This window comes from Amycolatopsis sp. TNS106, assembly GCF_019330265.1.
GTDB classification, from domain to species: domain Bacteria; phylum Actinomycetota; class Actinomycetes; order Mycobacteriales; family Pseudonocardiaceae; genus Amycolatopsis; species Amycolatopsis lurida.
In genome coordinates this window covers 4133116-4159294 of record NZ_CP024972.1, presented here as the reverse complement: position 1 = coordinate 4159294, position 26179 = coordinate 4133116, and the positions used below count along the sequence as shown (strand labels likewise).

Below are 26179 nucleotides of genomic sequence, written 5' to 3'. Positions count from 1 at the left end.
AGTGTTGGTTGTTCGTTTTGTTTGTCGCTTAAAATTACGAACACTTGTTCTATTTGTTCGGGTATTATGGAGGGGTGTCCGAGACCTTCCTTCCCGAGTTGCCGCAGGAGTTGTGGCGTGCTGGCAAGCTGGAGCTTGCCCATGGCGTGCAGCAGTCCTTGCGGGTGATTCGGATGGCCACCGCCGGGTTGGGGCGGTATTTGGCGGAGATCGAGTCGCGGGGCGTCAAGGACTTGTACGGCTATGGCCGCACGGCCGCGTGGTTCGCTGATATCGCGGGGCTGTCGATCGGTGAAGCGGGCGCGGTGGTGAAGCGGGCTATCGCGCTGAACCCGACCCGCGCTTTGGATGGCACTGAGGTTCCTGCCGCGCTGCCCGCCACTGCCGCTGTGGCGGCGGAGGGGTTGGTCGGGGATGAGCGGATCGATCAGATCCTGGAGATCGTGAAGAGACTTCCGGCCGAGATCTCTGCCGGGGATCGGGCGAACGCGGAGAAGATTCTCGCCGGCCTTGCGTCGAGTGCCGGTCCGCGGCAGCTGGCCAGGGCCGAGGCGAACCTGCTGGGCTTGCTGGACCCTGACGGCAAGGAGCCCAAGGATCCGGAGCCGAAGGAGCCGCGCCGGGAGATCACCCTGGAGCGCCGCAAAGACGGGTTCTGGAAACTCACCGGTCTTCTGGATGACGAGACCGGGGCCCGCACCGCCGCCGCACTCGAGGCCTACGCCCAACCCCGCACCGTCGACGAGTTCGGGCAGGCGGATCTGCGGATGAAGTGCGAGCGGATGGGTGATGCGTGGGTCGATATTCTCGATCTGGCGATCGCGTGCCCGGACCAGCCGGGCACCAGCGGCTACCGCACCCTCGTCCACGTCACCATCGGACTTGACGAGCTGAAGTCGGGTCTCGGGACCGCGTGCCTGGACTTCGTCGGCACGATGACCGCGAGGGAAGCCCGGCTGGCCGCCTGCGACTGCCTGATGCTGCCCGTCGTGATGAGCGCCGCAGGTGAACCCTTGGATGTGGGGCGGCTGCGACGGTTCGTGACACCGGGCCAGCGGCGGGCGTTGAACATCCGCGACGGAGGCTGCGCCTTCCCCGGCTGCCATCGGAAACCCAAGAACTGCCACGCCCACCACATCGTGCACTGGGCAGACGACGGACCGACCGATCTTCGGAATCTGGTGCTGCTGTGCGGATTCCATCACCGGTTGATCCACCACGGTGACTGGGAAGTCCGCATGGCGGCCGACGGGCTACCGGAGTTCATCCCACCCCAATACCGAGATCCGCTTCGACAACCCCGGCGCAACACCCTGCACCACGTCTGAACTCGAGGAGCCCGTCGGCCACACCGGCGACGGGCCCCTCGCCATGCTCAATGGTCCGTGAAGGCCTCCTTCCCTACCTGCCGAATGTGAGCGCTCCGTGAGGGACCGGCTCAACCATCAGGTGCCCGCAAGCTCAAGACCGAACGCCTTGGCAAGACGAGGCAACCGGCGGAAAATCGACCTCTCGTTCCGCCGGTCAGCTGCCTGGACCCGGCTTAGGTTCAGCGGCGACGCGAAGCCCGATGGCACTCGGACCGAACGTCGTCCGCGCACGCCGAGGTCGCCCGGACACCGGCCTCGCGGCGATCGACCGATGCCCCATCCCGAGCCGGCCTCGGCGCGCGAGCGGGACGACGCCGGCTAGGAACCGTAATTCGGTTCGACCGCTTCGAAACGACCGAGCCGGTCACGCAGACCCCGCGCGCGTTCCCGGTCCGTTTGGGCCGACGCCGGGTCGCCCATCTCCTCGGACAGCGCCGCCCGTTCGTCGAGCGTGTCGATCTGGGCCTGGGTCAGGCCGATGCGTTCGTACAGTTCCCCGGCTTCGGACAGACGGCGGCGCGCGTTCGCGTGGTCGCCCTGGCGCCGCATGAACCGCCCGGTCTCCTGAAGGGCGCGGGCCTGGCCCATGGCCGCGCCGTGCCGACGGAACAGGCCGAGTGCCGTCTCGCACTGGGTGAGTGCCCGATCGGCCGAGTCGAGGGCGGCCAGGTTCTGGGCCGAACGCAGCAGCACATACGCGTAGTTGGTGTCGTCCACCGGAGTGCGTGAGCCGCCGTGGTCCGGCGCGAAGTAGCGGACGCAGGCGTCGAACTCTTCGGCGGCCTCGTCGTACCGGCCCTCCCGGTACCGGTACGAGGCCCGCATCGTCCGTGCCACATGGACCCCGAGCGGATAGCCCGCCTCCTCGAACAGGCGCACCGCCTCGTCGAAGAGTTCGGGCGACGTCTCGCGGGCGTTCGCGCTCGTCAGATACACCCGTGCCCAGCCCTGTTCGCGCCGGTCGCCCGCCTTCACCGCGGCGTCCCAGGCCAGCCGGGCCATCCGGACGGCTTCTTCCGCCTGATCGCACAGCGAGGCCTGCACCCAGGACAGATAGTTCCGGTGGACCGCCTCCTCCCGGTCGCTGCCGAGCGCGATGGCCGCGTCCACGGCGAGTTCGAAGACGTCGTACCAGGTACTCGCGGTCCCGCCGATCTCCGAGTACCAGTGCATGGATTCGGCCAGGTCCAGCACCGGCCGGTGGCCGCCGCGCGCGGCGACGCTTTTGACCGCGGCGTGCCAGTTCTTCAGTTCGACTTCGAGCCACCTGCCCGCTCCGGCGTGGTCGCCGAACGACGCCGTCGCGGCCGGGGGCGGGCTCACCCCATCGGTCGGGTGGAAGTAGCGGCCCGCCGCCGTCGCGGTGCGCACCAGCCAGTCGGCCAGCCGGTTCTCCGCCGCTTCGACCACCTCGGGAGCCTCCTCGCGGGCCAGCCGTTCGGTCGCGAAGACCCGCAGGAGGTCGTGGAACTGGTACCGGCTGTTCTCCTGCGACGTCTGGAGCAGGCTCGCGTCGGTCAGTTCCTCCAGGAACACGGCGGCGTCGTCCTCGTCGGCCGCCTCGATGAGCGTCATCGCCGCCCCCACCGAGAAGTCCGCCGCCGGGACGAGCGACAGCCGCCGGAACACCGCGGCGGCGTTCGGGCTGAGCTGGCGGTACGACAGTTCGAAGACGCTGCGTACATCGAGATCGCCGGCGGTCAGCGTGGTCAGCCGCCTGCCGCGGTCCCGGAGCTGGTCCACCAGGCGCGACAGCGGCCAGGTCGGGCGGCTCGCCAGCCGGTTGCCCGCGATCCGCAGCGCCAGCGGCAGCCGCCCGCACAGAGCGATCAGTTCGAGCGCCTCCCGCCGCTCCCGCGCCACCCTGTCCGCCCCGATGATGGTCGACAACAGGGCGACCGCGTCGTCCTCGCCGAACACGTCGAGAGCGAGCCTGCTCGCGCCTTCCAGCCCCACCAGCATCTGACGGCTGGTGACCAGGGTGAGACACCGCGGCCCGCCGACCAGCAGCGGGCGGATCTGGGCCTCGTCGGCCGCGTCGTCGAGGACGATCAGGGCGGCCCGGTCCTGCAGGAGGGAGCGGCACAGGCTCACCCGGTCCTCCTGATCGGCCGGGATGCGGACGGCGTCGACGCCCAGCGAGCGCAGGATCAGATGCAGCACGTCCGCCGGGCTCGCCTGCTCGGCGGACATCCCGCGCAGCTTCAGGAAAAGCCTGCCGTCGGGGAACTCTTCGGCGAGGTTGTGCGCCACGCGGACCGCGAGGGTGGTCTTGCCGGTCCCGGGAGGCCCACTCAGGATCGCGACCCGTCCGGACCTGCGGCGACCGCCCAGATCCGCGGAAAGGGCGCGCAACGCCTCGAGATCGCTTTCGCGGCCGGTGAGGTCGTCGACGTCCGCCGGGAGGATGCCGATCAGGTGGGCGCCGGTGATCCCGGCGGGCGCGGGGGCGCGACCCTGCCGGGCGACCTTCTGCAGGCCGGTCAGCTCTTCGTCGGTCAACGACAGTGGCGCGGCGAGCGCTTCGATCGTCCGGCGTTGCGGGCTCTTGGCGATCCCGCGCTCCATGTCGCTGATGGCGCGGACGCTCACCCCGGACCCCTCGGCGAGTTCCTCCTGCGTGAGGCCGGCTCGCACGCGATAACCCTTCAGCAGCACCTTGAAAGTTGCGGAGGCCGTTCCCGGGGCGGCGTTCGTCATGGCCGGATTATCCCGTCCCGGCCGACGGGCTCGACTTGACTTTGGTCTCATCGGCGCGGCCGGCGTAGCGGGCGGCGATCGCCTCGGCCCGGCCTCGCAGGGAGGCACGTAACCAAAGCGGCGCAAGGGCTTCCGCGTCCGTGGCGAGTTGCCACAGCGCCCATTCGGCGTGGCGCGCGTCCTGGAAGGTCACCTCCATGCGCAGCTGGCCGTCCTGGGTGACTTCTTCCGTGAGCACGGCCAGCGCGGTGCCCGCCAGTTCGTCCCGCCGCACCGGGGAAACCAGCACCGACACGGCGACTTGGTCTCCGCCGCTCCGGAACCGCGTGCCGCGTTCTTGCCAGGTCCGGTCCAGATCCACCCGGTCCGGGCGTTGCGCGGGTTCGGGGAGTTCCTCGGCGGCCCGCACCCGGGACAGCCGGTAGGTGCGGTCCTCGCCGGATCTCGTGGCCAGCAGGTAGCCCCGATCCCGGACGGTGACCAGGCCGATCGGATCCACCGTGCGCCACCGCGCCGCCCGGCCCTCGGCCGCGTAGTGGATGCGCAGCTTGTGCCCCGCGAACACCGCGCGCCGGACCTCGGAGACGACGGCGTCCGGCACCTCCTCGGCGGCCGCCCGGCGCGACAGCAGGTCGGTCTCCGGGTCGATGAGCAGGCGCCGGGCCGCGCCCGCCGCGGTGTCCCGCTGACCTTCCGGCAGCGCGTCGACCACCTTGAGCATGGCCGACGCGAGTGCCGAGCCGAGACCGAACGCCTGCGCGCCGCGCCGTGATCCGGCGATCAGCAGCGCGAGCGCCTCGTCGTGGTTCAGCCCGGTGAGTTCGGTGCGGAAACCGGGCAGCAGCCCGAAACCGCCGTGCCTGCCGCGTTCGGCGTACACCGGGACACCCGCCGCCGACAACGCCTCGATGTCGCGCAACACGGTGCGGGTGGAGACCTCCAGCTCGCGCGCGAGCGTGGTCGCGGACAGGCGGCCGCGGTGCCGCAACAGCAACACCAGTGAGACCAGCCGGTCGGCGCGCATGGCCGGAACTCTAGCGGAATACACGACACAGGATGTCGTGATTGGCTGCGAGGCTCATCCCCATGACAAGCAGGACTGTGGCCACCGAGCCGAACGATCTGGGCAAGTTGTTCATCGAGCGAGGCAACGCGGGCGATGTCGACGGGCTGGTGGCGTTGTACGAACCCGACGCCGTGCTGGCGTTCCCGCCGGGCACCATCGCGACCGGCCACGCGGAGATCCGCAAGGTGTACGAGGAGTTCGTCGCGGCCGCGCCGGAACTCCTGCCGGGCAGGCAGCATCCGGCGCTGGTGGGCGGCGACCTGGCGCTCACGGCGTCCACGCTGACCACCGGTGAGGCGACCATCGAGGTCGCCCGCCGTCAGCCGGACGGATCCTGGCTCTGGGTGCTGGACCAGCCGGTGTTCGTGCCGTGACGGGGCGGCTCGCCGGTGGCGGACCAGGGTCCGTCGCCGGCGAGCCGTGCGGCGTCAGAGCGTGCAGTTCCTGGCCGAACCCGTGTTCACCTTGGCTCCGGTGAACTCCTCGATGATCGCGATGTTCTCCGGTGCGTAGTTCTTGGCGACGATCTGGGCCACGTCCGCACTGCCGAGTTTCGCGGCATGGGGAGCGGATTGATCCAGCCAGTAGGCGGTACGCAGGAATTCGATGAGCACGAAGTCGCGCAATTCGGGCTGCGCTTTGATCTTCGCCCAGTAATCGGGATGTTTCGTCTTGGCGACGCGAAGATAGAGCTGAAGGTAGCGCATGTTCGTGGCCGCGATGTCCCGCGAATTGCTCGCGCCCACGCCCTGGATGTACTCCGCGACGACCGTCGCCGCGGGCAATCCCATGAGCCCGGCGTTGAGTTCCGCGATGACCCCCTGCATCCGGTACGACCCCTGCTGCTGGTCCCGCAGGTAGATGTCGTCCATCGAACGCGTGAGACCGTCCGTGATCAGTGGCAGGATTTCGCGACGGGGGAAGCCGCCGTGGATCGGGACCTTCATCGCCTTGCGGGAAGCGTCGATCCAGGCCGAGACGTACACGTCCCACGATGTTCTCGACGGATCCAGATCCCACATGTGGGTCTCTTCGTGGATCGCCACCATCAGGGACTCGGCGAGCGCGTTGAAGCTCGTCTTGTTGACGAACTGGCTGAAGTACTTGTCCTTGGCCTGGGCGATCGCGAGGGCTTCGCCGCTCGGCCAGCGCCGCTTGTACACGGCTTGGATCGTCTGCAACCACTTCGTGGACTGGAAACCGGCCTTTATGTCACTTACATCGGCTTTCGGTTGTACGGGTTCTTCATAACAGAAGGGAGCGCGGGGTGTCGCCGTCTCTTGAGCGGAGGCGGGGAATGAGGTGAGGGACAGGGCGAGGCACGCGGTCAGCACGGTAATGCCATATCGGCGCATAAGGACCTCGGTTCACGGTAGGGTTTTCCGTGGGTCGGACGGAAGTGTCCCCTACCGATCACCGTCATTCAATGATCCAGCCCGTACTACGGCTGTACAGGCTAGGAATTATGGCGGCGAACGGGCGAATCCAGGGCCAGCCGGGATCGGCGCATGCTGTAACCGAAGTAGATGAGCAGGCCGAGCGCCATCCACCCGGCGAAGACGATCCAGGTCTCGCCGTCGAGGCTGAGCATCATGTAACCGCAGCACAGCACCCCGAGGATCGGCGTGACGGGGGAGAACGGCACCCGGAACGAGCGAGGCGCCTCCGGTTGCCGTTTTCGCAGCAGCAGGACGGCGACGTTCACCAGGCCGAAGGCGAACAGCGTGCCGATGCTGGTGGCGTCGGCCAGTTTCCCGAGCGGGATGAACGCGGCCAGTGTCGCGACGAAGCCGGAGACCACCAGCGTGTTGATCCTGGGCGTGCCGGTTTTGGGGTCCACTTTGGACAGCGAGGCGGGGACGAGTCCGTCGCGGGACATCGAGAACAGGATGCGCGTCTGTCCGTAGAGGACGGTCAGCACGACGCTGGAGATCGCCACGATCGCGCCGACGGCGAGCAGCCCGGCCCACAGCGGATTGTCGGACACGACGCCGAGCACGTGCGAGAGCGCGGCCTCCTGGCCGTCGAAGTCCTGCCACGGCAACGCGCCGACCGCGGCCACGGCGACCAGGCAGTACAGCACGGTGACGATCGCGAGCGAGAGCAGGATCGCCCTCGGCAGGTCCCGCTGCGGGTTCTTCGCCTCCTCGCCCGCGGTCGAGGCCGCGTCGAAACCGATGTAGGAGAAGAAGAGTTTCGCGGCACCGGCGCTCAGCCCGGCGAGACCGAGCGGCAGGAACGGGGCGAAGTTCGCCGCCCGCACCGCCGAGAACGCGATCGCGCAGAAAAGCACCAGCGTGCCGACCTTGATCACGACCATGATCGCGTTGGCCCGCGCGCTCTCCTTCGCGCCGGACAACAACAGGAACATGGCGAGCAGCACGACGACGATGGCCGGGACGTTGACGATCCCGCCCGAGCCCGGTGGCTGGCTGAACGCGTCGGGGATGGCGAAACCGAACGTCAGCCGCAGCAGTTCGTTGAGGTACTGCCCCCAGCCGACGGCCACCGACGCCACGGAGACGCCGTACTCGAGCACCAGGCACCAGCCGCAGACCCAGGCGACCAGTTCGCCGAGCGTGGCGTAGGCGTAGGAGTAGGACGAACCGGACACCGGGATCATTCCGGCGAGTTCGGCGTAGGAGAGTGCCGAGAACAGCGCGGTGATGCCGGCGAGCACGAACGACAGCACGACGGCGGGGCCCGCCACGGGCACCGCTTCACCGAGCACGACGAAGATCCCGCTGCCCAGGGTCGCGCCGATGCTGAGCATGGTCAGCTGCCCGAGGCCGAGGGAGCGCTTCAGCGTGCCGTGATCACTGTCGGCGATCAGATCGGCGACCGGTTTCCGCCGCACCGCCGCGGCTCGCAGAGTCATGCCGAGGACCGTATCCGCCGTGCCGGACACGCTGAACAGGAGATCGTTGCTCGGTTACCTGGATTACAGGCTGTTCGCCGGAATCCCCCGGAGTTGCCGGTCGTGCACCCTGCGCCAGATCAGCAGGGAAAGCACCGCGCCGCACAGGCAGAGGAACATGTCCCACTGCGTGTCCCAGACGTCTCCTTGGGTGCCCAGGAAATCGTCGGCACCCGCACCGGCGACCATCGCGCTGAACCATTCCACGAACTCGAAACCGGCGGCGATCGTCACGCAGACGCAGACGGTCAGGAACGTGACCCAGGCACCGGGGCACAGCGGGGTCCGGCGCAGCAGCACCTCGCGCACGGCGATCGCCGGGACGAAACCCTGCACGACGTGCGCGAACCGGTCGTAGTTGTTCCGCTGGGTGCCAAGCCAGCTCTGCACCCATTCCCCGGCCGGGGTCTCCGCGTAGGTGTACTGCCCGCCGTAACACAGCACGATCGCGTGCAGCACCAGCAGCCAGCACAGCAAGCGGGTGAGGGGAAAACGTTTGCGCAGGGCCACCACCAGCGGCAGCCCGATCAGCACCCAGACCACTTCCATCAGCCAGGTGCCGGGCGATCTGGCCTGAACGCCGGTCACCACGAGCATGGCGACCACGGAGCCGGCCAGCAGGATGCCTTCCGTCCGGCCGACTCCGCGCACCATGCGTGGGACCCTACTGCGACGGGCCCCGCCTCGCTCAGTTCAACTTGCGCATGTCGGCGGGCAGGCCGCCGCCGGCGTAGACGTCCTCGGCGAGCTTCGCCAGCGCGGTCAGCGCGACGTTCTGGCTGAACGGCCCGTAGGACACCCGGGAGACGCCGAGCTTCTGCGCGGTGGCCAGCGGGATCGAGCCCGGGACGCCGATCAGGTTCACCTTGCGCTCGCCCAGCGCCTCGACCAGCCTGCCGACCTGGGTCTCGTCGAGCTTGCCGGGCACGAAGAAGTTCGACGCGCCGGCGTCCAGGTACGCGCGGCCACGGGTGATCGCCTCGGCCAGCACCTCTTCGGGGTCACGGTCGCCCGCCCGGAGGAAGGCGTCGGTGCGGGCGTTGAGCACGAAGTCGATCCCCGCGGACTCGGCGGCGGCGACCGCGGCCTCGACGGCCTTGACCGACTCGTCCAACGGTTTCATCTGGTCTTCGAGGTTGCAGCCGACCGCGCCGGCCTCGATCGCGCGGGCGACCGTGCCGCCCGGGTCGCCGTAGCCCGCCTCCAGGTCCGCGGTGACCGGCAGATCGCCCGCCACCCGGACGATCAGGGCGACCTCGGCGATCATCTCGTCGCGAGGGATCACCTCGCCGTCGGGGTAGCCGCGGGCGGCGGCGATACCGTGGCTCGGGGTGGCGAGGGCCTGCGTACCAGGGGTTTCGGCGACGACCTTCGCGGTGATCGCGTCCCACACGTTGACGACGAGCAGCAGTTCGGGGGCGGCGTGCAATTCCTGCAGCCGGGTGGCCTTCTCGGCGATGGAAACCATGCCGTCAATCTAGAGGTTTTCGCCCGGCGGAGCCGATTCCTGTTACGCGCCGGGCCGAGGCGGCGACTGGTAGGGACAGCACTTCGAGGGAGGTCCCATGGAGCTGACGATCAACGCCGCCGGCGACGAACAAGCGCTGACCGAGTTCTACAGCTGGCTCCGCGAAGACGCCGACGTGACGCGGTCCGCGACCATCAGCCTCGCGGGGTCGCGGACCACGGGGGAGCTGGGCGTCTTCGAGGTCATCTGCATGTCCATCGGCTCGCTGACCGGGCTGGCGAATCTGGGCATCGCCTGGAGCAACTTCCTCCGCTCCCGCGAGGAGCCGCCCCCGTTCACCATCACGGTCGAGGGTGAGCTGACCGCCGAACAACGCGCCATGCTCCGGAACCTCGACCTGCCGCTCTCGTGACCGTCACGCGCCGCTTCCCAGCCACCGCAGCGTTTCCAGCGCGACGGCCACGTCCACCGCGTTCTCCGCCAGCGGCCGGGGGAGTAGTTCGTCGGCCCGTGCCAGCCGCCGGACGACGGTGTTCCGATGGGTGTAGAGCCGTTCCGCGGTCCGCGTCGTGCTGCCCAGTTCGTGTACGTAGGCCCGCACGGTCTCCCGGGTCTCGGCGTCGGCGTGCCGGAGTTCGCCGAGGGTGTCCGCGATGAATTCGTCCGCCTGCGCCGGATCGCCGGTGAGCAGGGCGAGCAGCTGGATGTCCTGGTACCGCGCGATCTGCTGCGGAGAGGTGAGCCGGGCGAGCATCCGCTGGGTGGCGGCGGCGTCCAGATGGCTGCGGCGGAACCCGTCGATCCCGTTGCCGGGCCGTCCCAGCGCGATCCGGACGCCCGCGTGCGGCGCGAGGTCTTCGGCGAGCCGGTCCGCGCGCGGCGGGGTCCGGCCGGGCAGCCAGACCCACAGGGCGGCGGCGCTGGCGACGACGGTCAGCCGGTGGGAAGCGCCGCTCGCCCGCATGAGCGTCTCCGCGGCGGTTTCGAGTTGCTGGGACGACGGGGTCGCCGAGCCGCTCCAGACGATCGCGGCCGTATGCGGGCCGGCGAGCGGGTAGCCGAGCTGGGCTTCGGCCCGCGAGCGGCTGATGGGCGCGCCTTCCAGCAGCAGGGTGACCGTGGCCCGCCGTTCGGCGTGGGCGCCGCGGGTCAGTTCCGAGCGTTCGGCGGCCATCCTTTCGGACACCGCGGCGACGGTGTCCTCGATGAACGTGGTGATCGACAGTGACGAGACGTCCAGCAGCTCGCGGAGCAGGACCGGGTCCGACGTGAGGTCGAAACAGATCTCGATCCACCGGCGCCAGGCGACTCCCTGTGCCCGCCGGTAGGCGTCGAGGCCGCCGGAGTCGAAGCCGCGGCGCACCATGTCGCGAGCGCCGTCGAGCACTTCCCGGTTCAGGTTGGCGGCGACCCGTTCACCCGGGCGCTGCACGTTGGCGGCCGCCCAGTGCAGCAGATTCGCCAGATTGGCGCGTTTGGTCCCCTCGGTGAGCACGGGGTCCTCGGCGACGGCGCGCATGCTGCCCCCGCCGAGCGAGGCTTCGTGCAGCTCCTCGATCCATTCGGCGCGTGGATGCAGCACGATCTCCGCGCCCCGCCGGAAGAGGTCTCGCGCCTCGGGGGACAGCGTCGGCCACGGCGATGCGGCACTTTGCACCATCCATACATCATGATGGTGCAGATAGCGCTAGCGCAATTCCCCGCCCGACCCGCATCGTGGAGGGAACCGAGACGAGGCTGGAGTACCGCATGACGACGAGCACCCCCGTCGAGCACCTCGACGTGGTCATCATCGGTGCCGGGATTTCCGGGATCGGGGCCGCGCGCTACCTGAAGACCGAGAATCCGGGCAAGACGTTCGCCATCCTGGAGGCGCGCGGCACGTCCGGCGGCACCTGGGACCTGTTCCGCTACCCGGGTATCCGGTCGGACTCCGATCTCCACACCTTCGGCTACGAGTTCAAGCCGTGGCGGGACAAGCAGTCCATCGCCGACGCGCCCCGGATCCTGTCGTACCTGCGCGAGACGGTCGCCGAGAACGGCCTCGAACCCGCCATCCGGTACCACCACAAGCTGCTCTCGGCCGCCTGGTCGAGCGACGAGGCCCGCTGGCTGCTCGAGATCGAGCGGACCGACACCGGCGAGCGCACCAGCCTCAGCGCGGGCTGGATGTTCAACGCGGGCGGCTACTACCGCTACGACGAGGGCTTCACCCCGCGCTTCGAGGGCCGGGACCGGTTCACCGGCACGATCGTGCACCCGCAGCACTGGCCCGAGGACCTCGACTACGCGGGCAAGCGGGTCGTCGTGATCGGCAGCGGCGCCACCGCGGTCACCCTGATCCCGGCGATGGCGGGCACCGCGGCGCACGTGACGATGCTGCAGCGCACGCCGACCTACGTCATGCCGGTGCCGCGCGAGGACAAGATCGCCAACGGCCTGCGCAAGATCCTCGGCGAGGAGCGGGCGTACGCGCTCACCCGCCGCAAGAACATCCGCAAGGGACTGGCGGTCTGGCAGTTCTGCCAGAAGTTCCCGAAGACCGCCCGCGGGCTGATCCGCTACGTCAACAAGAAGCAGCTTCCCCAGGGCTATCCGGTCGACGAACACTTCAACCCGCCGTACGACCCGTGGGACCAGCGGCTGTGCGCCGTGCCCGGGGGCGACCTGTTCGCCGCCATCCGCAAGGGCCAGGCCGACGTCGTCACCGACAAGATCGCGACCTTCACCGAAAAGGGGATTCTGCTCGAATCCGGGCGTGAGCTGGAGGCGGACATCATCGTCACCGCCACCGGCCTGAACCTCCAGGTGTTCGGCGGGGCGAAGCTCAGCGTCGACGGCAAACCGGTGATCCTGCCGGAAACCGTCGCGTACAAGGGAATGATGCTTTCGGACGTGCCGAACGCCGCGTTCGCGATCGGCTACACGAACTCGTCGTGGACGCTCAAGATCGGCCTGCTGTGCGAGCATTTCTGCCGTCTGCTGGCGCATATGGACGCCCACGGCTACGACGTCTGCCGTCCCGTCGTCGCCGACCCGGACATGCCGACGAAACCGTTCCTGGACTTCGCCGCCGGATACGTCCAGCGCGCTCTCGACCAGCTCCCGCGTCAGGGTGACCGCATGCCGTGGCTGACGTCGATGAGCTACCACTCGGACATCAAACTGCTGCGCGCGGACGACATCACCGATCCCGAGCTGCACTTCTCGCGCGCCGACGTCCGGGAAGCGGTGAGCTCGTGACCGACAGTTTCGCCGAGCTGCCCGGCGGCCCGAAGATCTGTTACCGCGAAGACGGACCGGCCGACGGTGTACCGCTGGTGCTGATCGCCGGTCTCGGCCTGGATCTCACGTCGTGGCCGCGGCCGATGATCGAGGGGTTCACCGGCCGCGGCTTCCGCGTCATCCGGTTCGACAACCGCGACGCGGGCTGCTCGGATCGCATCAAGGCGCCGAATCCCGGCAAACTCCGGCAACTGCTGGCCAGGCCGCTCCCGGATGCCTACGACCTGGGCGACATGGCGGCGGACACCGTCGGCCTGCTGGACCACCTGGGCGTCGAGCGGGCGCATCTGGTCGGTATGTCGATGGGCGGCATGATCGCGCAGACCGTGGCCGCCGGGAACCCCGGCCGGGTCCTGTCGCTGACGTCGATCTTCTCCACCACCGGGCATCGCCGCGTCGGGCAGCCCGCGAAGTCGACGCTGGTGCGCATGGCGAGGCGGCCCGCCCAGACGGTCGAGGAATCCGTGGCCGGGCACCTGTCGCTGATGGGCCACCTCGGTTCGGCCACGTTCCCGCTGGACAAGGACGTCGAAACGGCCTGGGCCGAGGGCCTGTGGGAACGGGCCGGAGGACGGCGCGCCCGCAGCGGCATCGCCCGCCAGATCGGCGCCATCCAGGCCAGCGGAGACCGCACCGCCGCGCTCGCCCGCATCACCTGCCCGACGGTCGTGGTCCACGGGGACACCGACCGCATGGTCCACCACAGCGGTGGGCGGGCGACCGCCAAGGCCATCAAGGGTGCCCGCTACGTCGAAATCCCCGGAATGGGGCACCACATCGCCCCGGACCTGGTCGAGCGGCTCGTCGAACTCACCACCGGACTGGCCCTCGACCGGGCGGGGGAAACCCGATGAGCGGCGTTCGCGGCAAGGTCGCCGTCGTCACCGGCGCCGGTTCGGGTATCGGCCGTCAGCTGGCCCTCGAACTCGCGCGGCGCGGAGCACGGCTCGCGGTGTCCGATGTGGACGAAACCGGGCTGGCCGAAACCGTCGCCCAGGTCAAAGCCCTCGGCGCGGAAGTGCAGGGTGCCGCGCTGGACGTAAGCGACCGGGCGGCGGTGCTGGAGTACGCGACCGCCGTCGCCGGGCAGTTCGGTGTCGTGCACCAGATCTACAACAACGCGGGGATCGCCGGCGGCGGGCAGACCGTGCTCGACGCCGACTGGGAGCTGTACGACCGCACGCTCGCGGTCAACCTCTTCGGCGTCATCAACGGCACCAAGGCCTTCCTGCCGCATCTGATCGACTCCGGCGACGGCCAGGTCGTCAATGTCTCCAGCCTCAACGGGTTCATGGCCCAGCCGACACTCAGTGCCTACTGCGCCAGCAAATTCGGCGTCCGCGGGTTCACCGAGGCGCTGCGCACCGAGATGATCGCGGCCGGACATCCGGTGCGGGTGACGGTCGTCCACCCCGGCGGGGTCAAGACCGGCATCGCCTCGGCGGCGCTGAAGGAAGCCGAGGCCCGCGGGATCGAGCCCACCGCCGAACAGCGGGAACGCGTCCGGGTGTACAACGAAAAGCTGCTGAAGATGCCGGCGGATCAGGCCGCCCGCATCATCGTCGACGGCGTCGAGGCCGGGAAGCCGCGGGTGCTCGTCGGGAACGACGCGAAACTGGTCGACCGGCTCGTCCGGCTGCTCCCGCGCCGGTACCCGAAACTGATCGTCGAGTTCGAGCGGCGGCGTCTCGCCCGCTAGGCGTCGACGCTCCGGTGCCCGAACAAGCCGAGCAGCCAGGTGTAGCGGACGGCTTCGCGAGCCTGGCCGTACGCGTCTTCCGTGCCGATCCAGATGGCCTGCGTGATCAGTTCGATGGTGGCGGCGACAACCGTGCGTGCCGTGAACGGCGGCGGTGACGGCAGCGAGGGATCGGTGGCACGCAGCCATCTCGCCGTCCGGTCGAAGACGGCTTCCCCGGCACGCAAGGTGTTCTCCCGTACTTCGAGGCCCGCGTCGCCGAGCGCGTAGATCTCCAGCAGGACGGCGCGGACGGCGATGGGGCGCCGGTGCACGTAGTCGACGAGGAAGTCGCAGCAGGCGGCGACGGCGTCCAGCGGGGTCGCGGCCTCGGCGCCCGTGGCGACGCCCTGGGTGATGAACTCGGTGGTGAGCTCGCGGTAGGCGGCGAGGAACGCGTCCTGTTTACCGGTGAACTGTTCGTAGAACGAGGTCCGGGACACGCCCGCCGTGGCGGTGATGTGGCCGACGGTGGTGGCGACGTAGCCGCGTTTGCCGGTGTTCTCCAGAACCGCGTCGATCAGCCGGGCGCGCTGGGTTCCGGCGACCTCGTCCCGGCTCAGGTTGTGCGGCCCCTTCGGCAGCTTGCGGTGCTCGGTCACGTGCGGCACCGTACCGGTCCGGAAATCCGTGAAGGCCTCCTTCCCTACTGTCAGGGTAGGGAAGGAGGCCCTTCACGGACACGCGGGGTCAGCTGACCGGCACCTCCGGGGCGAGGGAGTTGCCGGGGGCGATCTTCCCGCAGCTGGACGGCGCGGCCTTGCCCGCGAACCGGTCGTTGAGCCAGCCGATGGCCTGCGGCGCCCAGGCGACGGCCGCCCCGACGTGGCTCAGCGTGTTGTACTGGTCGTACTTGATCGACCTGTTGCCGGTGTCGCAGTACTGCCGCGCGAGCGAGCGCACGTCACCGGCGACCATCACCCCGTCGCCGGTCCCGATCCCCGGGGGATTGCCGAAAGTGCCTTCGACGACACCGTTGTTGCCCTGCGCGATGTAGCCGGGCACGGTGGGTGTCGGGGCGGAACCGAGGTTGATCTTGTTGACGGCCTCGACGTACGGCAGCACCTTGTTCGGGTTGACGTACTCGGGCTTGACGAATTTCTCCCACGTCAGCCCGGGATACCGGCCGAGCGCGTCGACGATCGACGCCTTTTCCATGTCCCTGAGCACCTGAAGGCCGTAAGAATTCGCGTACGGCTTGAGATCGATGCCGAAGGACCGCGAGACGCCGATGAGCGCCATCGGAATGACCCCGGTCCACGCGACGCTGCCGTTGACGTACTTGAGATTGTGCGACGGCTTGACGAGCACTCCGCCTTCGGTGAAACCGACCAGGTTCTTGTTGACCTCGGGCGCGTAATCCGGCGCGAGCGCGGCGGCCCAGCCCGTCGCGATGGCGCCACCCGAATACCCGATGAGACCGAACCGGGTCTTGTCGTTCATTCCCGTTCCCGGAGCCCGCGTCGCGGCACGGATCGAATCCAGGGTGTTCGTCCCGTATTCCGGCCCGGCGGCGAAGTTCGCCTTCTGGCCTTCGGTGTCGGGAATGACGACGTTGTAGCCCAGCAGCAGGGCGGGCGCGATGAACAGCGACTCCGCGTTGGCGATCAGGCCGCCGAGCGAAACGTCACCGGCGATCGCCCGCGAAGGGCCGTGCTCGGGGTTGAGCGAATCATAGAACGATTGGTACGAAACGGCTTTCGTGCTGTCGCCGGTGAGGCTTCGCAGCACCGAAGTGACGTTGGCGGACGGCTTCCCCTGCGCGTCGGTGGACCGGTACAGCAACTGGGTCACCTTGAGCGGCGTGGAAATGCCGATGACGTGGTAATTGAGCGTCCGGGTCTTCAAAACGGTACCGGGACTGTACGACGACAACGGTTCGCTGCCGTCGTAGCTGTAGAACGAATCGGTGGCGGGGGCGGCGGAGGCGGCGGGCGCGGCGGCGAAACCGACGATGAGAGCGATCGCGACGGCCAGCAGGCGAGCAGGCTTTCGGGTCATGACTCCCCTTTGAATCATGAAGTGGATCACGTTTGGATGCTCGGAACCTACCAGCCGGTAACCGATGGTGTACAGACCCGTACATCATTAATCGAGCGATATTGACTTTTCCTTCACTCGCGTTTGGACGGAGCACGGCTCGGACAGGGTGCGGGTTGTGATCCAGCACAAAAACGGCAGTGCGATCAACGGGACCAAGGCCGTCCGCGGGGAGGTGTGGTCGGCGACGGTCCCGATGAGGGGGCTCGCGAGGCCGCCGATACTGACCGTCATGCCGAGGGTGACACCACTGGCGGTGCCGTCGATCCGCTCCTGCGCGAACTCATCCGCGCCTACACCGATCCGCCGCACGACGACACCCCGGAACGACGGCGGCTCCGCGCGGTCCTGCTCGATCGGCTTCGCGCCTCCCCGCAGCAACCCCTGCACCTGCCGACGCCCGCCGACCCGCGGCTGCGCGCACTGTGCGAGATCCTCAGCGCCGATCCGGCCGACAACCGGACGCTGGCGGCGCTCGGCGCACGGGTGGGGGCGAGCGATCGCACCCTGGCGCGGCTCTTCAAAGCCGATCTCGGCATGACCTTCCCGCAGTGGCGCACGCAGTTGCGGCTCTGCCGCGCCTTGGTCCTCTTGGCCGAGGACACCCCGGTGACCGCGGTGGCCCATGCCTGCGGCTGGTCGTCCACCAGCGCGTTCATCGACGTCTTCCGCCGAGTCTTCGGACATACGCCGGGCACGCACTACGACCGGTGAACGCGAAAGCGGGGCCGGTCCACAAAGGACCAGCCCCGCCGTTCGTCCGGTTCTTACGCCTCGCTACGGCGACGGCGCACCAGCAGCACCATCAGCACACCCGCGCCGAGGAGCGCGCCGCCGATGATCAGCGGCATGGTCGCGGAAGCACCGGTGTTGGCCAGCTCGTCGCCGCCACCCGATTCGGCGCCACCGGGGGTGGTGGGGGCCGGGGTTTCGGTGACGGGCGCGCCGCCCTGCTTCCAGCTCGCGGTCGCGTTCGCGACGACCGAGGTCTTCTCGGACTCCGCGACGATCAGGGACTGCGCGGGCACCTTGGCGTAGTTCTCGCCCACGAACAGGCGACCGGTGTCGAGGCGGCCGCTCACCTTCAGCGCGAACGAGCCGGAGCCGTCCTTGGCGTCCTTGGGGACGTCGACGTAGACCTTGGTGCCGTCCTTGATGGCGGCGGCCTTGATCTCCTTGCCATCGGCGTCGGTGACCTTGACGCCCTCGGGCAGCTTGCTCGTCAGCTCGGTGATGTCACCGTTGGTGGCGATGCTGAACGGGCCGATCTTGGAGCCGGTCGCGCCCGAGGCCTTGGCCGGGGCGATGTCGAGGGTCGGTTTCGGCTGCTCTCCGATGCCGACGTTCTGCTTACCCGTGAGGTAGTCGTAGACGGCCAGCACGTCGGCGGACTCTTCGGCGCTCTCGTAGGGCAGCGGCTTCTTGCGGTCGAGGTTCTTGCCGTCGCTGAAGTGCCAGACGGCGGCCTGCGTCGCGGTCACGGCCTCCTCGACGGACAAGCCGTCGGTCAGCTTGACGTCCTTGCCGAGCGCGCCCTCGAGCGCCTTCACGGCGACGGCCGGGTAGCCGTGGTGCAGGACCCAGTTGATCTTGGAGCTGTTCTTGTTGAACGGCGAAGCGGCGTCCGGGTACTTGTTCCACGGACGTTCGATCATGTCCTGATCGGTGCGCATGCCGACCTCGACCTGCACGCAGTACATCTTGAGCTTGCTGCCATCGGACAGCTTCAGCCCGAACAGCTTCGTGACGTAGTGCTGCCCGCCCTCGAAGTTGACGCTGAAACCATCGGTGCCGGAACCTTCGACGACCCGGCCCCGCGCCGCGCCGTCGTCGGCGAGTGCGGCCGGAGCGGCCATCGTCAGCGCGACGGCCGCGGTGGCCACCGCGATCCCGCCGCGAACCAGAACTGACCTGCCGTGCATGTGTCTCCTATCCGGATACGGACCACGAATGCCAGCGCCGCATGCGACCACAGGCCCCGACCGCAACGGCTCGCCCGATCGGGGGATGACTAATCCCATCGAGCGAGAGCGGAGCATACAGAGGTCTCACAAGTGGCTACTCAGGGGTATGCCTGATGTCCGATTTGCCCGCCGATACGGGTGAACGAGAAGAAAACGATCTTGGGCGAGTGGGTGTCCGGCCGCGCGTGAACTCCGCGGTCGCCATGGCGCCGCGACGGGCGGGCCAGGGGTGGCCTGAGGGGTGGGCGATCGAGGGGGTGGCTCGAAAGGAAATGTCCGGCAGGTCCGGGGCGGCTTACCGAATCGATTCCGGTACCCTTTTTCCTTGCCGGCGGATCTTCTTTCGTTATGTTCGCCCTTTCACTTGTCCGCGAGCGTGGGAAGTGGTCACCGGTGCATGAAGTGTCGGAGGTCACAGTATGTGGCGATGTGCCCCGAGTCTCCTGCGTTCAGGTGTATCAAGCGTTCGTGATGGTGTTGTCGCCTTGGTTCTTTCGGGTAGACGTCCCTGCCGTGCCGGGAGGGAGCCCGCTCGGCGAGGTAGACAGGGAGGTTCGGGGATTCCCGGGGCGGACAGGGCAGTGCGGCACGACGAAGATCCGTGTCCGGTTGTTGCGCGGATAAAAGAATATGGCCGTGTGGGGAGACACGAGCATGCGATCTTTGGCACGTGACCCGCGACTTTTCTCGTCGTGGAATGCTGTTCTCGAAGATGAAGAATCGCGCCTGTGCAATTCGTCTTCGAATTGCCGCCGGTCGGGGTGCGGTCATGGGGGATGACGGCGCCTCGACGACGGCCGTGCGGTCGCCATCCGGTACTCCGATTCCCCGGCAGTTGCCGCCCGTCCCCGCGTATTTCACCAGCAGGACCGCTGAACTCGAAGCGCTCGACTCCGCCGCGGCCGGCCGGGAGGCCGCCTCGGTCGACCGCTCGCCCGCGGTGACCGTGGTGGTCGGTCCCGGCGGGGTGGGCAAGACCGCGCTCGCGGTCACCTGGGCGGTCCGGAACGCCGGACGCTTCCCGTCGGGGCAGCTGTATGCGGATCTGCGCGGGTTCTCGCCGGAGACGGCCGTGCCGCCCGAAGACGCGCTCGGAGCGTTCTTGCGGGCACTCGGGGTATCTCCGGAGCGGGTTCCGGTCGAACTGGCCGAACAAGCGGCGTTGTTCCGGACCACCACCGCGGGGATGCGGCTGCTGCTGGTGGTGGACAACGCGATCTCGGCCGCCCAGGTGCGGCCGCTCATCCCGGCTTCGTCGGGCTGTGTCGTCGTGGTCACCAGCAGGCTGAGACTGGACGGTCTGCATGCCGAGGGCGCCCGCTTCGTCGACATGGCGCCTCTGCCGGAGAAACACGCCGTCGAGCTGTTGACGCGTTCGGTGGGCGAGTCGAGGGTCGCCGGTGAACTTTCGGACGTGACGACACTGGCGGCCCTGTGCGGCCGCCTGCCGATCGCGCTCCGGGTGGCCGGTGCGAGGCTGGCGTCGCGGCCGACCTGGCCGGTGGCCAGGATGGTGGCGGAGCTCCGTGACGAACGGCTGCGTTTGACGAAGCTGTCGCCGGTGGGGGAGGCGTCGTTGACGGCCACCTTCGATTCGTCGTATTCGGCGTTGTCGCCGCACGCGGCCAGGCTCTACCGGCTGGTCAGTGAGTATCCGGGCCTGACGGTCGAAGTGGGAGCGGCGGCCGCCGCGCTGCGGGTTTCCGACACCGAGGCCGCGGACGGACTCCAAGAGCTGGCGGACGCCAGCCTGCTGGAAGAGGTCCGCGAAGGCGGCTATCGCTTCCACGATCTGGTGCGGCTGCACGCACGGGCGCTACCCGACGACGAACGGTTCGAAGTCGTCCCCCGTATCGCGACCTGGTACCTGCACCGGATGACACGGGCGAACATGGTGGTGATCCCGATGCGCTGGCGGGTCAGTACCGTGCGCGCCCGCTACGAGGATTCACCGGCGTTGTTCGCCACCGGTGCCGACGCGCTCGAATGGCTGGACGAACGGCTGCCGGACATCATCGCGGTGCTGGAAGAGACGTCCGCGCTGCGGCAGGACGAGCTCGCCTGGCAACTGTGCGAAGCCTTCTGGGAACTCTTCCTCTACCGCAAGCACTATCAGCTTTGGATCCGGACGCACGAGGTCGGCATCGCCGCGGCACACCGGTGCGCCCACGCGATCGCCGAAGCACGGTTGCGCTGTCAGCTGGCCCGCGCCTACCTGGATCTAGGACGGTTCGAAGCGGCCGAAAGCGAATGCCTGAAGGCCGCGGAGCTGGCGAAGGGAGCCGGAAGCCGCCACAACGAGTCCGTGGCCTTGGACCAGCTGGGCATGGCGGCGCAAGGTCGTGGCGACTTCGAGCGAGCGGTCGAGCTCTTCGGCCAGAGCCTCGTGATCGAAGGGGAACTCGGGATCGACCGCGGCGTCGCCCAGCGGCACCGGCGGATCGGCGAGGCGTTCCTGCAGGCGGGCCGGACCGCCGACGCCGCCCGGCACCTGCGCCTCGGGCAAGAGCTGTTCAAGGAGATCGGCGATGTGAAGGGCGAGGCCGAGCTCACCCTGTCGCTCGCGCGGATCGACGCGCGGGCGGGCGAGATCACCGCGGCGAAGCGCGAACTCGAACGCGCCGCCGCGGTGTTCGACGAGTCAGGTTCGGCCGTCTATCAGTCCGATGTGCTGGTGGCGTTCGCCGAGGTCGCTGAGCTCGAAGGTGATTTCGGCGCCGCTCGTGGCCACCTGCTCAAGGCGCTGGACCTGTGCGGTCCCACCGGCGGGCTGCGGGTGGAACGGGCCCGAGCTCGGTTGGCCGCCTTGGACGCACGGCGCGATCACCCGCAGCAGCCGGAGCCGGCGTCCGGTGAGTGACCACAGATAGGCCCCCGCGCCCGCCAACGCGGCGGCCTCGCACGGGATGACGATCACGTCTCCCGCGCGGTCGCCGACAAGACAGCGCCCGGGGGAACACGCGACGGCGACGATCGTGAGACCGGGCAGCCGGTCGAAGCCGCTCGCGATCACGCCGCGGGCGTCCGCGACCGCGTGCGGCCCTGAGTGGACGAGCACGTCGGCGAGAGAGGTGCGGGTTCCGTCGTTCGCGCCGGACAGGAGGAACGAGGTTCCCGCGGCGTCGATGCGACAGTTCCCGGCGGTGACGCGCAACCGCGCTACAAAGGCCAGCACGGCAGCACCTCCGCCATCGGCACCGGGGACACCGGGACCGCTCTGCCGGGTTCGGGCAAACCGAGAAGCCGGTACATCTCGGTGCGCAGGATCGCTCCCGCGCGGCCCGGCCGAGACGACAGCAAGCCGCGAACATGCTCGGCCACGCCGACGGACTCCGCCTCGTGAAGCAAAGGGCGAAGAGTGCTGCCGGGTATCCAGCGGGGCGCGTGTTCGGCGATGACCGCGCTGGGCGTGCCCGGCAGCAACGGCTCGGTGCCGTCCACGGCCAAGAGCACCGGTTTGCCGATGGCCGCCGCGTAACCGGTCACGGAGCCGTAGTCGCCGATGACGTGATCGGCGGCGATCAAGGCGGCCCGCCAGCTCCCTTCGGGACGCAAAAGCTCGAGCCCGGACCGCAGACTGTCGGCCAGCCAGCTGCGGATCTGCCACCTGCTGTGGTGCGCCCAGATCTGGGGATGAAGGACACCGAGCACCCGGAAGTCCTCGGGGGGAAGTTCGCTGAGCACCCGTTCGAACAGGTCGTGATGGCGTCCGAAGGCCGAGCGATCGGACCAGGTCGAGGTGACGACCACCAGCCGCCGGTCATCGGTCACGCCGAGACCTCGCCGGTAGTGATCACGGAAGGGCAGACTGGCGACGAGCCGATCCAGCGCGATGTCACCCGCGACGACAGCGGTGGGGACGGCGCGAGGGCAGGTCTCGGCGAGGACGTCCCGCTCGCGGTCGTGGACGAGCACGATCGAGTCGGCGCGCACTCGTCCTTCCCGCATCAGCTGGCCCGCGTCGAGCCCGAGCTGGGGACTCCAGCCGGGCCCGGCGTCCGGGGGCCGCCACGGCCGGTATTGGCCGAATCCTCCGCCGTGCGGGACCAGCAATACCGGCCCCGCGACTTCGTCGATGCCACGCTGGCTGGCGGCGAGGACGAGGTCGTATTCGCCGCGCTTGGCCTGTGCCCAGGGCAGGACTATTCCCCCTTGGGCCGCCACGAAGTCGTGAGTGGCGCGCCACGATTCCCACTCCGGGACGGTGAAGGTCGACTGGACACGATGGTCGGCCTCGAAGAGCGGGAGCAGATCGAGGAGCCGATTCCCGGCGACGATGTGCGGGATCATCACCAGCACGGATTTGACACCCCTGCGTGTTGCCCAGTGCTGATCGGCGTCATCCACCGGACTGTGGACCCACGATAACTCGGTCATGAAATTCCCCTCGCTCGAACTCCGGTATCCGCAGTCAGCATGGGAGCGATCGTGGAGAAAAGGGCTTCGGCCGGTTGTCAGTTCATTGACAGATGATCAACGGTGATCGCCGAAGTTTGACAATTAAGCCGATGACCTGGCCTTATGCGCGGACGAGTGGAAAAATGATCCGGCGGGACAGGGGTGGCGAACCCGGGTTCGCCATGGGGAAGGGGCGCACTCGTGGAAATCGCTTTCGGAATTCTCGGGCAGACGGCCATGCTAATGCACGGGAATGTGGATGTGAACTGGGCGGGTCCTCGGCCGAGACAGGTGCTGACCGCGTTGCTGACCGCGCCGAACCGTCGATTGCCACTGGACGTCGTCGTGGACTGGGTATGGGAAGAACACGAGAGGGCGCCACAGGACGCCCACTCGACGCTTCACCAGAACGCGACCAAGCTGCGCCGGGCGTTCCACGAAAAATCCGTGCCCGCGAACGTGAGTGTGGGTAAAGGGGGTTGCCTGCTGGAGATCGAGCCGGCGCTGATCGATCACGTCGGCTTCCAGGCCATGATGGACAAGGCTCGCCGGTTCCGTGAACTCGGTCAGCACGACCGCGCACTGGTCGAAGCGCTTTCGGCCGTCCGGTTGTGCCGGGACGAAGCCTTGGCCGATCTCCGGACCGAGCGCGCCGACGGATGGCGCGCCCTATGGGAACGTAGTGAGTGGATCCCCGCCAACGCATTCGTCGTGGCGGAGCACTTGGCGACCGGAAAAGCCGACGCCGCGGTGCGGAAACTGGCGGAACTGGAGCAGGCGCATCCGAGGGAGCTGAGTTTCGAAAAACTGCGAATACGGGCGCTGGCCGAAGCCGATCAACCCGCCGAAGCCGCCGACTTCTTTCGGGCGACGTATGCCCGTTACCGTGAGGCTGGGGAGACAAGGGCCGCGGAAGAACTGCGAGCGGTCAACGACAAGGTGCTGATCCGGCCGGAACGGGTGATTCCCCGGCGCAAACCGGCTTCGCCCGATTCCGCCGGTCAGAACGAGCACGTGATCCGGCATTTGCCGCCGGATGTCGACGATGTCGCGGGAAGAACCGATCTGATCGCGCTGCTCGACGCGTACACGACCGATTCCGCGGGCGCGCCGAAACGTGCGGCGGTGGTGGTGACCGGAGGGCCCGGGGTCGGGAAGACCACCTTGGCGGCCAAATGGGCCCACCGCGCGGAACGGCGGTACCGGCATGGCGCGGTCATGCTGGATCTTCGCGGTGACAGTCAAGCCGCGAAGGCCGATGCCGGCGAAATAGTCGACACACTCTTGTCCTTGCTGGATTTCCCGGTCGACCAAGTGGTCAATCCGATCGCCCGCGCCGCGAAACTGTCGGCGCTGCTCGCGCGGCGCTCGATGCTCGTGATCCTCGACAACGTGCGCAGTTCCGATCAGGTCGCGCCGCTGCTGGGTGTCCTGTCGTCGTGCACGGTGCTGATCGTTTCGCGGTGGCGCCTGAAGTCCTTGTCGGCGAAGCTGACTCCGCCGGTGATCACGGTCTTCCCGCTCGGCGACCGATATTCCTCGGCCCTGCTGACCCGGCGTATCGGTCACCGAGCGCGAGATGACGCGGAGGGAGTCGGAGAACTGGTGCGGCTGTGCCGGGGCAACCCGTTGGCGCTGACCCTGGTGGCCGAACGCGCCGTCTCGCGGGCGGGTACCCGGATGCGAACCTTGGCGACCCAATTGCGCGACGCCGAACTGCTGCTGGACCTCGGTGACGAGGGCGACTGGCCGGGGATGAGCCTGAGGTCCGCCTTCGCCCTTTCGTATCACGACCTCGAACCCGCCGAGCAGCGTGTGTTCGCCCTGATCGGCCTGCATCCGAGCGCCGAGATGACCACCGCGGTGATCGCCGCGGCGGACGGGCGCCCTGCGTCGGAGGTGCGCCGCTCACTCGACATACTGGTCGCCGCGCACCTGATCGAGCACCCCGCGGATCTCGATCGCTATCGCGTGCACGACCTTTTGCATTTGTACGCCGCGTCCCTGGCCGCCCGGTTGTCCGATGTGGACCTCGCGCGGAGGAGGATGTTCGAATTCTACTTGCGCGTGGTCATAGACGCGTACCGCCTGCAGTTCCCGCACAAAGAGCTGCTGAACCTGCCTCCGATGGTGCGGGCGGCGCCCACACCCGGGTTCCGGAACGTCGCCGAAGCACGGCAGTGGGTATTGCGGGAACGAACTTCGTTGATGGCGATCAGCGCGGCGTCGGAAGGAGTTCTCAACGGTATTTCGTATCTCCTGCCCGCGATGGCCTCGGAGTTCTTCATCTTGCAGGGGATATACCCCGACGCGATCGAGGGGCTCACCATTGCCGTCCGCGCCGCGTCGGCGCAAGGTGACGTGAGCTCATTGGCTTCGTGCCTGAACGACTTGGCGGTGGTGCACATGCTCAGCGGCGCCGACGACGCCGCCGAGAAGTGCCTGCTGCGAGCGCTCGAACTGGTCGACGCCCATGGGATCGCGGTCGGCGTTGCGACGGTCAGGCTGAACCTGGCCCGCGTGCACTTCCATGCCGGTCGCGCGGCCGAAGCGGTCGAAAGGTATCGGAAAGTGCTGCCGTCAGTTCGCGAACTCGGTGAGCCGATGTTGTGTGCCAGCGCGGAACACCGCTTCGCCGACGCGTTGGTCGAGATGGGCGGCCACGACGAGGAGGCGCTCGCGCTGTACCGGGAGGCAGTGCGGCATCGGCGCGAAGCCGGTGATGCCACCGAGCTGATGCGGACACACGCGGCCCTCGGGGCGTTGCTGGTCCGGCTCGGCAGGCTTGCCGAAGCGTCACTGGAATGCAGTGCCGGCGAAGCGTTGATCGAGGTCAGCCAAGATCTTCCCACGATCATGAAACTCACCACAGTGCTCGCTCAGCTTCGGCACGCGGAAGGTGACGCCGGGGCGGCGCTGCGGTACGCGCATCGTGCGGTCGATTATGCGAACCGGACGCAGCATGCGACTGGACAGGCGCGAGCCCTGGGTGTCCTGGCCGCTGTTCTCTGTGATCACGGGAACCCCGACGACGCGCGGAAGTTGTGGCGGGACGCCGCGGATCTCTACCGCGGGCGGGCGCGGGTGGCGAAGGCGGAGGCGATCGAGGTCCTGTTGGCCGAACTGGACGCGCGTGGACCACTTGTCCCGGCTGCGCGTGAAGGCGAAGGGGACACCGTGGCGATGCCCTCGCCGCATCTCCGCATACTGCGCGGACAGCGCGACTGAGGGGC

The 26179-nt window shown here is 68.4% G+C and carries 20 protein-coding genes; 9 read left to right on the top strand and 11 right to left on the bottom strand.

All coding sequences use genetic code 11. The features are described from left to right. Positions 1-74 precede the first annotated feature (74 nt). Positions 75-1328, top strand: coding sequence for an HNH endonuclease signature motif containing protein (locus CVV72_RS18620; RefSeq protein ID WP_219153559.1), 1254 nt, complete (start codon positions 75-77; stop codon positions 1326-1328). A 360-nt stretch (positions 1329-1688) separates the two neighbouring features. Here the strand turns inward: CVV72_RS18620 and CVV72_RS18615 are convergent, their stop codons facing one another. Further along, positions 1689-4070 carry an NB-ARC domain-containing protein gene (locus tag CVV72_RS18615; protein WP_219153558.1) on the bottom strand — a complete coding sequence of 794 codons (2382 nt, stop codon included), beginning with the start codon at positions 4068-4070 and terminating at the stop codon, positions 1689-1691. Positions 4071-4077: 7 nt separating this feature from the next. After that, positions 4078-5094, bottom strand: coding sequence for a YafY family protein (locus CVV72_RS18610; RefSeq protein ID WP_219153557.1), 1017 nt, complete (start codon positions 5092-5094; stop codon positions 4078-4080). A gap of 77 nt (positions 5095-5171) precedes the next feature. On the opposite strand from CVV72_RS18610, the gene CVV72_RS18605 reads away from it, so the two are divergent. Then, the gene (locus tag CVV72_RS18605; RefSeq protein WP_219154015.1) at positions 5172-5510 is read left to right on the top strand and encodes a nuclear transport factor 2 family protein; all 339 of its coding nucleotides are present in this window, start codon (positions 5172-5174) and stop codon (positions 5508-5510) included. 54 nt (positions 5511-5564) lie between these two features. Here CVV72_RS18605 and CVV72_RS18600 read toward each other — a convergent pair whose 3' ends face one another. The 4 genes from CVV72_RS18600 to CVV72_RS18585 form a co-directional block, all read right to left on the bottom strand. Beyond that, on the bottom strand, positions 5565-6299 hold the full coding sequence (locus CVV72_RS18600) for a hypothetical protein (protein WP_219153556.1): 735 nt from the start codon (positions 6297-6299) through the stop codon (positions 5565-5567). A 293-nt stretch (positions 6300-6592) separates the two neighbouring features. Next, positions 6593-8014: an amino acid permease gene (locus tag CVV72_RS18595; RefSeq protein ID WP_219153555.1), complete on the bottom strand. Its 1422-nt coding sequence runs from the start codon at positions 8012-8014 to the stop codon at positions 6593-6595. Between the two features lie 63 nt (positions 8015-8077). After that, the gene (locus CVV72_RS18590; RefSeq protein ID WP_219153554.1) at positions 8078-8707 is read right to left on the bottom strand and encodes a DUF2238 domain-containing protein; all 630 of its coding nucleotides are present in this window, start codon (positions 8705-8707) and stop codon (positions 8078-8080) included. 34 nt (positions 8708-8741) lie between these two features. Further along, complete coding sequence (locus CVV72_RS18585) at positions 8742-9521, bottom strand: isocitrate lyase/phosphoenolpyruvate mutase family protein (RefSeq protein ID WP_219153553.1); 780 nt, start codon at positions 9519-9521, stop codon at positions 8742-8744. Between the two features lie 97 nt (positions 9522-9618). On the opposite strand from CVV72_RS18585, the gene CVV72_RS18580 reads away from it, so the two are divergent. Continuing rightward, positions 9619-9933, top strand: a complete 315-nt coding sequence (locus tag CVV72_RS18580; protein WP_219153552.1) for a hypothetical protein — start codon at positions 9619-9621, stop codon at positions 9931-9933. A gap of 3 nt (positions 9934-9936) precedes the next feature. On the opposite strand, the gene CVV72_RS18575 is transcribed toward CVV72_RS18580, so the two are convergent. Next, the gene (locus CVV72_RS18575; protein WP_219153551.1) at positions 9937-11181 is read right to left on the bottom strand and encodes a CdaR family transcriptional regulator; all 1245 of its coding nucleotides are present in this window, start codon (positions 11179-11181) and stop codon (positions 9937-9939) included. Positions 11182-11270: 89 nt separating this feature from the next. Here CVV72_RS18575 and CVV72_RS18570 point away from each other — a divergent pair, with 89 nt between their 5' ends. Genes CVV72_RS18570 through CVV72_RS18560 form a run of 3 tightly spaced genes read left to right on the top strand, consistent with a single transcriptional unit; the run spans position 11271 to position 14505 of the window. Beyond that, a complete protein-coding gene (locus CVV72_RS18570; protein ID WP_219153550.1) occupies positions 11271-12764 on the top strand; it encodes an NAD(P)/FAD-dependent oxidoreductase in 1494 nt (497 codons plus the stop codon). After that, positions 12761-13660 (top strand): alpha/beta fold hydrolase, encoded by a 900-nt coding sequence (locus CVV72_RS18565; protein WP_219153549.1) that lies wholly within the window; start codon positions 12761-12763, stop codon positions 13658-13660. Before CVV72_RS18570 ends, CVV72_RS18565 begins: the two co-directional genes overlap by 4 nt. Then, on the top strand, positions 13657-14505 hold the full coding sequence (locus CVV72_RS18560; protein WP_219153548.1) for an SDR family oxidoreductase: 849 nt from the start codon (positions 13657-13659) through the stop codon (positions 14503-14505). Before CVV72_RS18565 ends, CVV72_RS18560 begins: the two co-directional genes overlap by 4 nt. Here CVV72_RS18560 and CVV72_RS18555 read toward each other — a convergent pair. Both CVV72_RS18555 and CVV72_RS18550 read right to left on the bottom strand, forming a co-directional pair. Beyond that, positions 14502-15146, bottom strand: coding sequence for a TetR/AcrR family transcriptional regulator (locus tag CVV72_RS18555; RefSeq protein ID WP_255632735.1), 645 nt, complete (start codon positions 15144-15146; stop codon positions 14502-14504). The genes CVV72_RS18560 and CVV72_RS18555 overlap by 4 nt on opposite strands. An 88-nt stretch (positions 15147-15234) precedes the next feature. Continuing rightward, positions 15235-16545 (bottom strand): lipase family protein, encoded by a 1311-nt coding sequence (locus CVV72_RS18550; protein ID WP_219153546.1) that lies wholly within the window; start codon positions 16543-16545, stop codon positions 15235-15237. A gap of 216 nt (positions 16546-16761) precedes the next feature. On the opposite strand from CVV72_RS18550, the gene CVV72_RS18545 reads away from it, so the two are divergent. Continuing rightward, positions 16762-17298 carry a helix-turn-helix domain-containing protein gene (locus CVV72_RS18545; protein ID WP_370641938.1) on the top strand — a complete coding sequence of 179 codons (537 nt, stop codon included), beginning with the start codon at positions 16762-16764 and terminating at the stop codon, positions 17296-17298. Positions 17299-17351: 53 nt separating this feature from the next. On the opposite strand, the gene CVV72_RS18540 is transcribed toward CVV72_RS18545, so the two are convergent. Further along, positions 17352-18506 carry a thioester domain-containing protein gene (locus tag CVV72_RS18540; RefSeq protein WP_219153545.1) on the bottom strand — a complete coding sequence of 385 codons (1155 nt, stop codon included), beginning with the start codon at positions 18504-18506 and terminating at the stop codon, positions 17352-17354. 811 nt (positions 18507-19317) lie between these two features. Between CVV72_RS18540 and CVV72_RS18535 the strand changes: the two genes are divergently transcribed. Continuing rightward, the gene (locus CVV72_RS18535; RefSeq protein ID WP_219153544.1) at positions 19318-21408 is read left to right on the top strand and encodes a tetratricopeptide repeat protein; all 2091 of its coding nucleotides are present in this window, start codon (positions 19318-19320) and stop codon (positions 21406-21408) included. 299 nt (positions 21409-21707) lie between these two features. Here CVV72_RS18535 and CVV72_RS18530 read toward each other — a convergent pair whose 3' ends face one another. Then, positions 21708-22925 (bottom strand): hypothetical protein, encoded by a 1218-nt coding sequence (locus CVV72_RS18530; RefSeq protein ID WP_219153543.1) that lies wholly within the window; start codon positions 22923-22925, stop codon positions 21708-21710. A gap of 222 nt (positions 22926-23147) precedes the next feature. Here CVV72_RS18530 and CVV72_RS18525 point away from each other — a divergent pair, with 222 nt between their 5' ends. After that, the gene (locus tag CVV72_RS18525) at positions 23148-26174 is read left to right on the top strand and encodes a tetratricopeptide repeat protein (protein WP_219153542.1); all 3027 of its coding nucleotides are present in this window, start codon (positions 23148-23150) and stop codon (positions 26172-26174) included. The last annotated feature ends 5 nt before the right edge of the window (positions 26175-26179 follow it).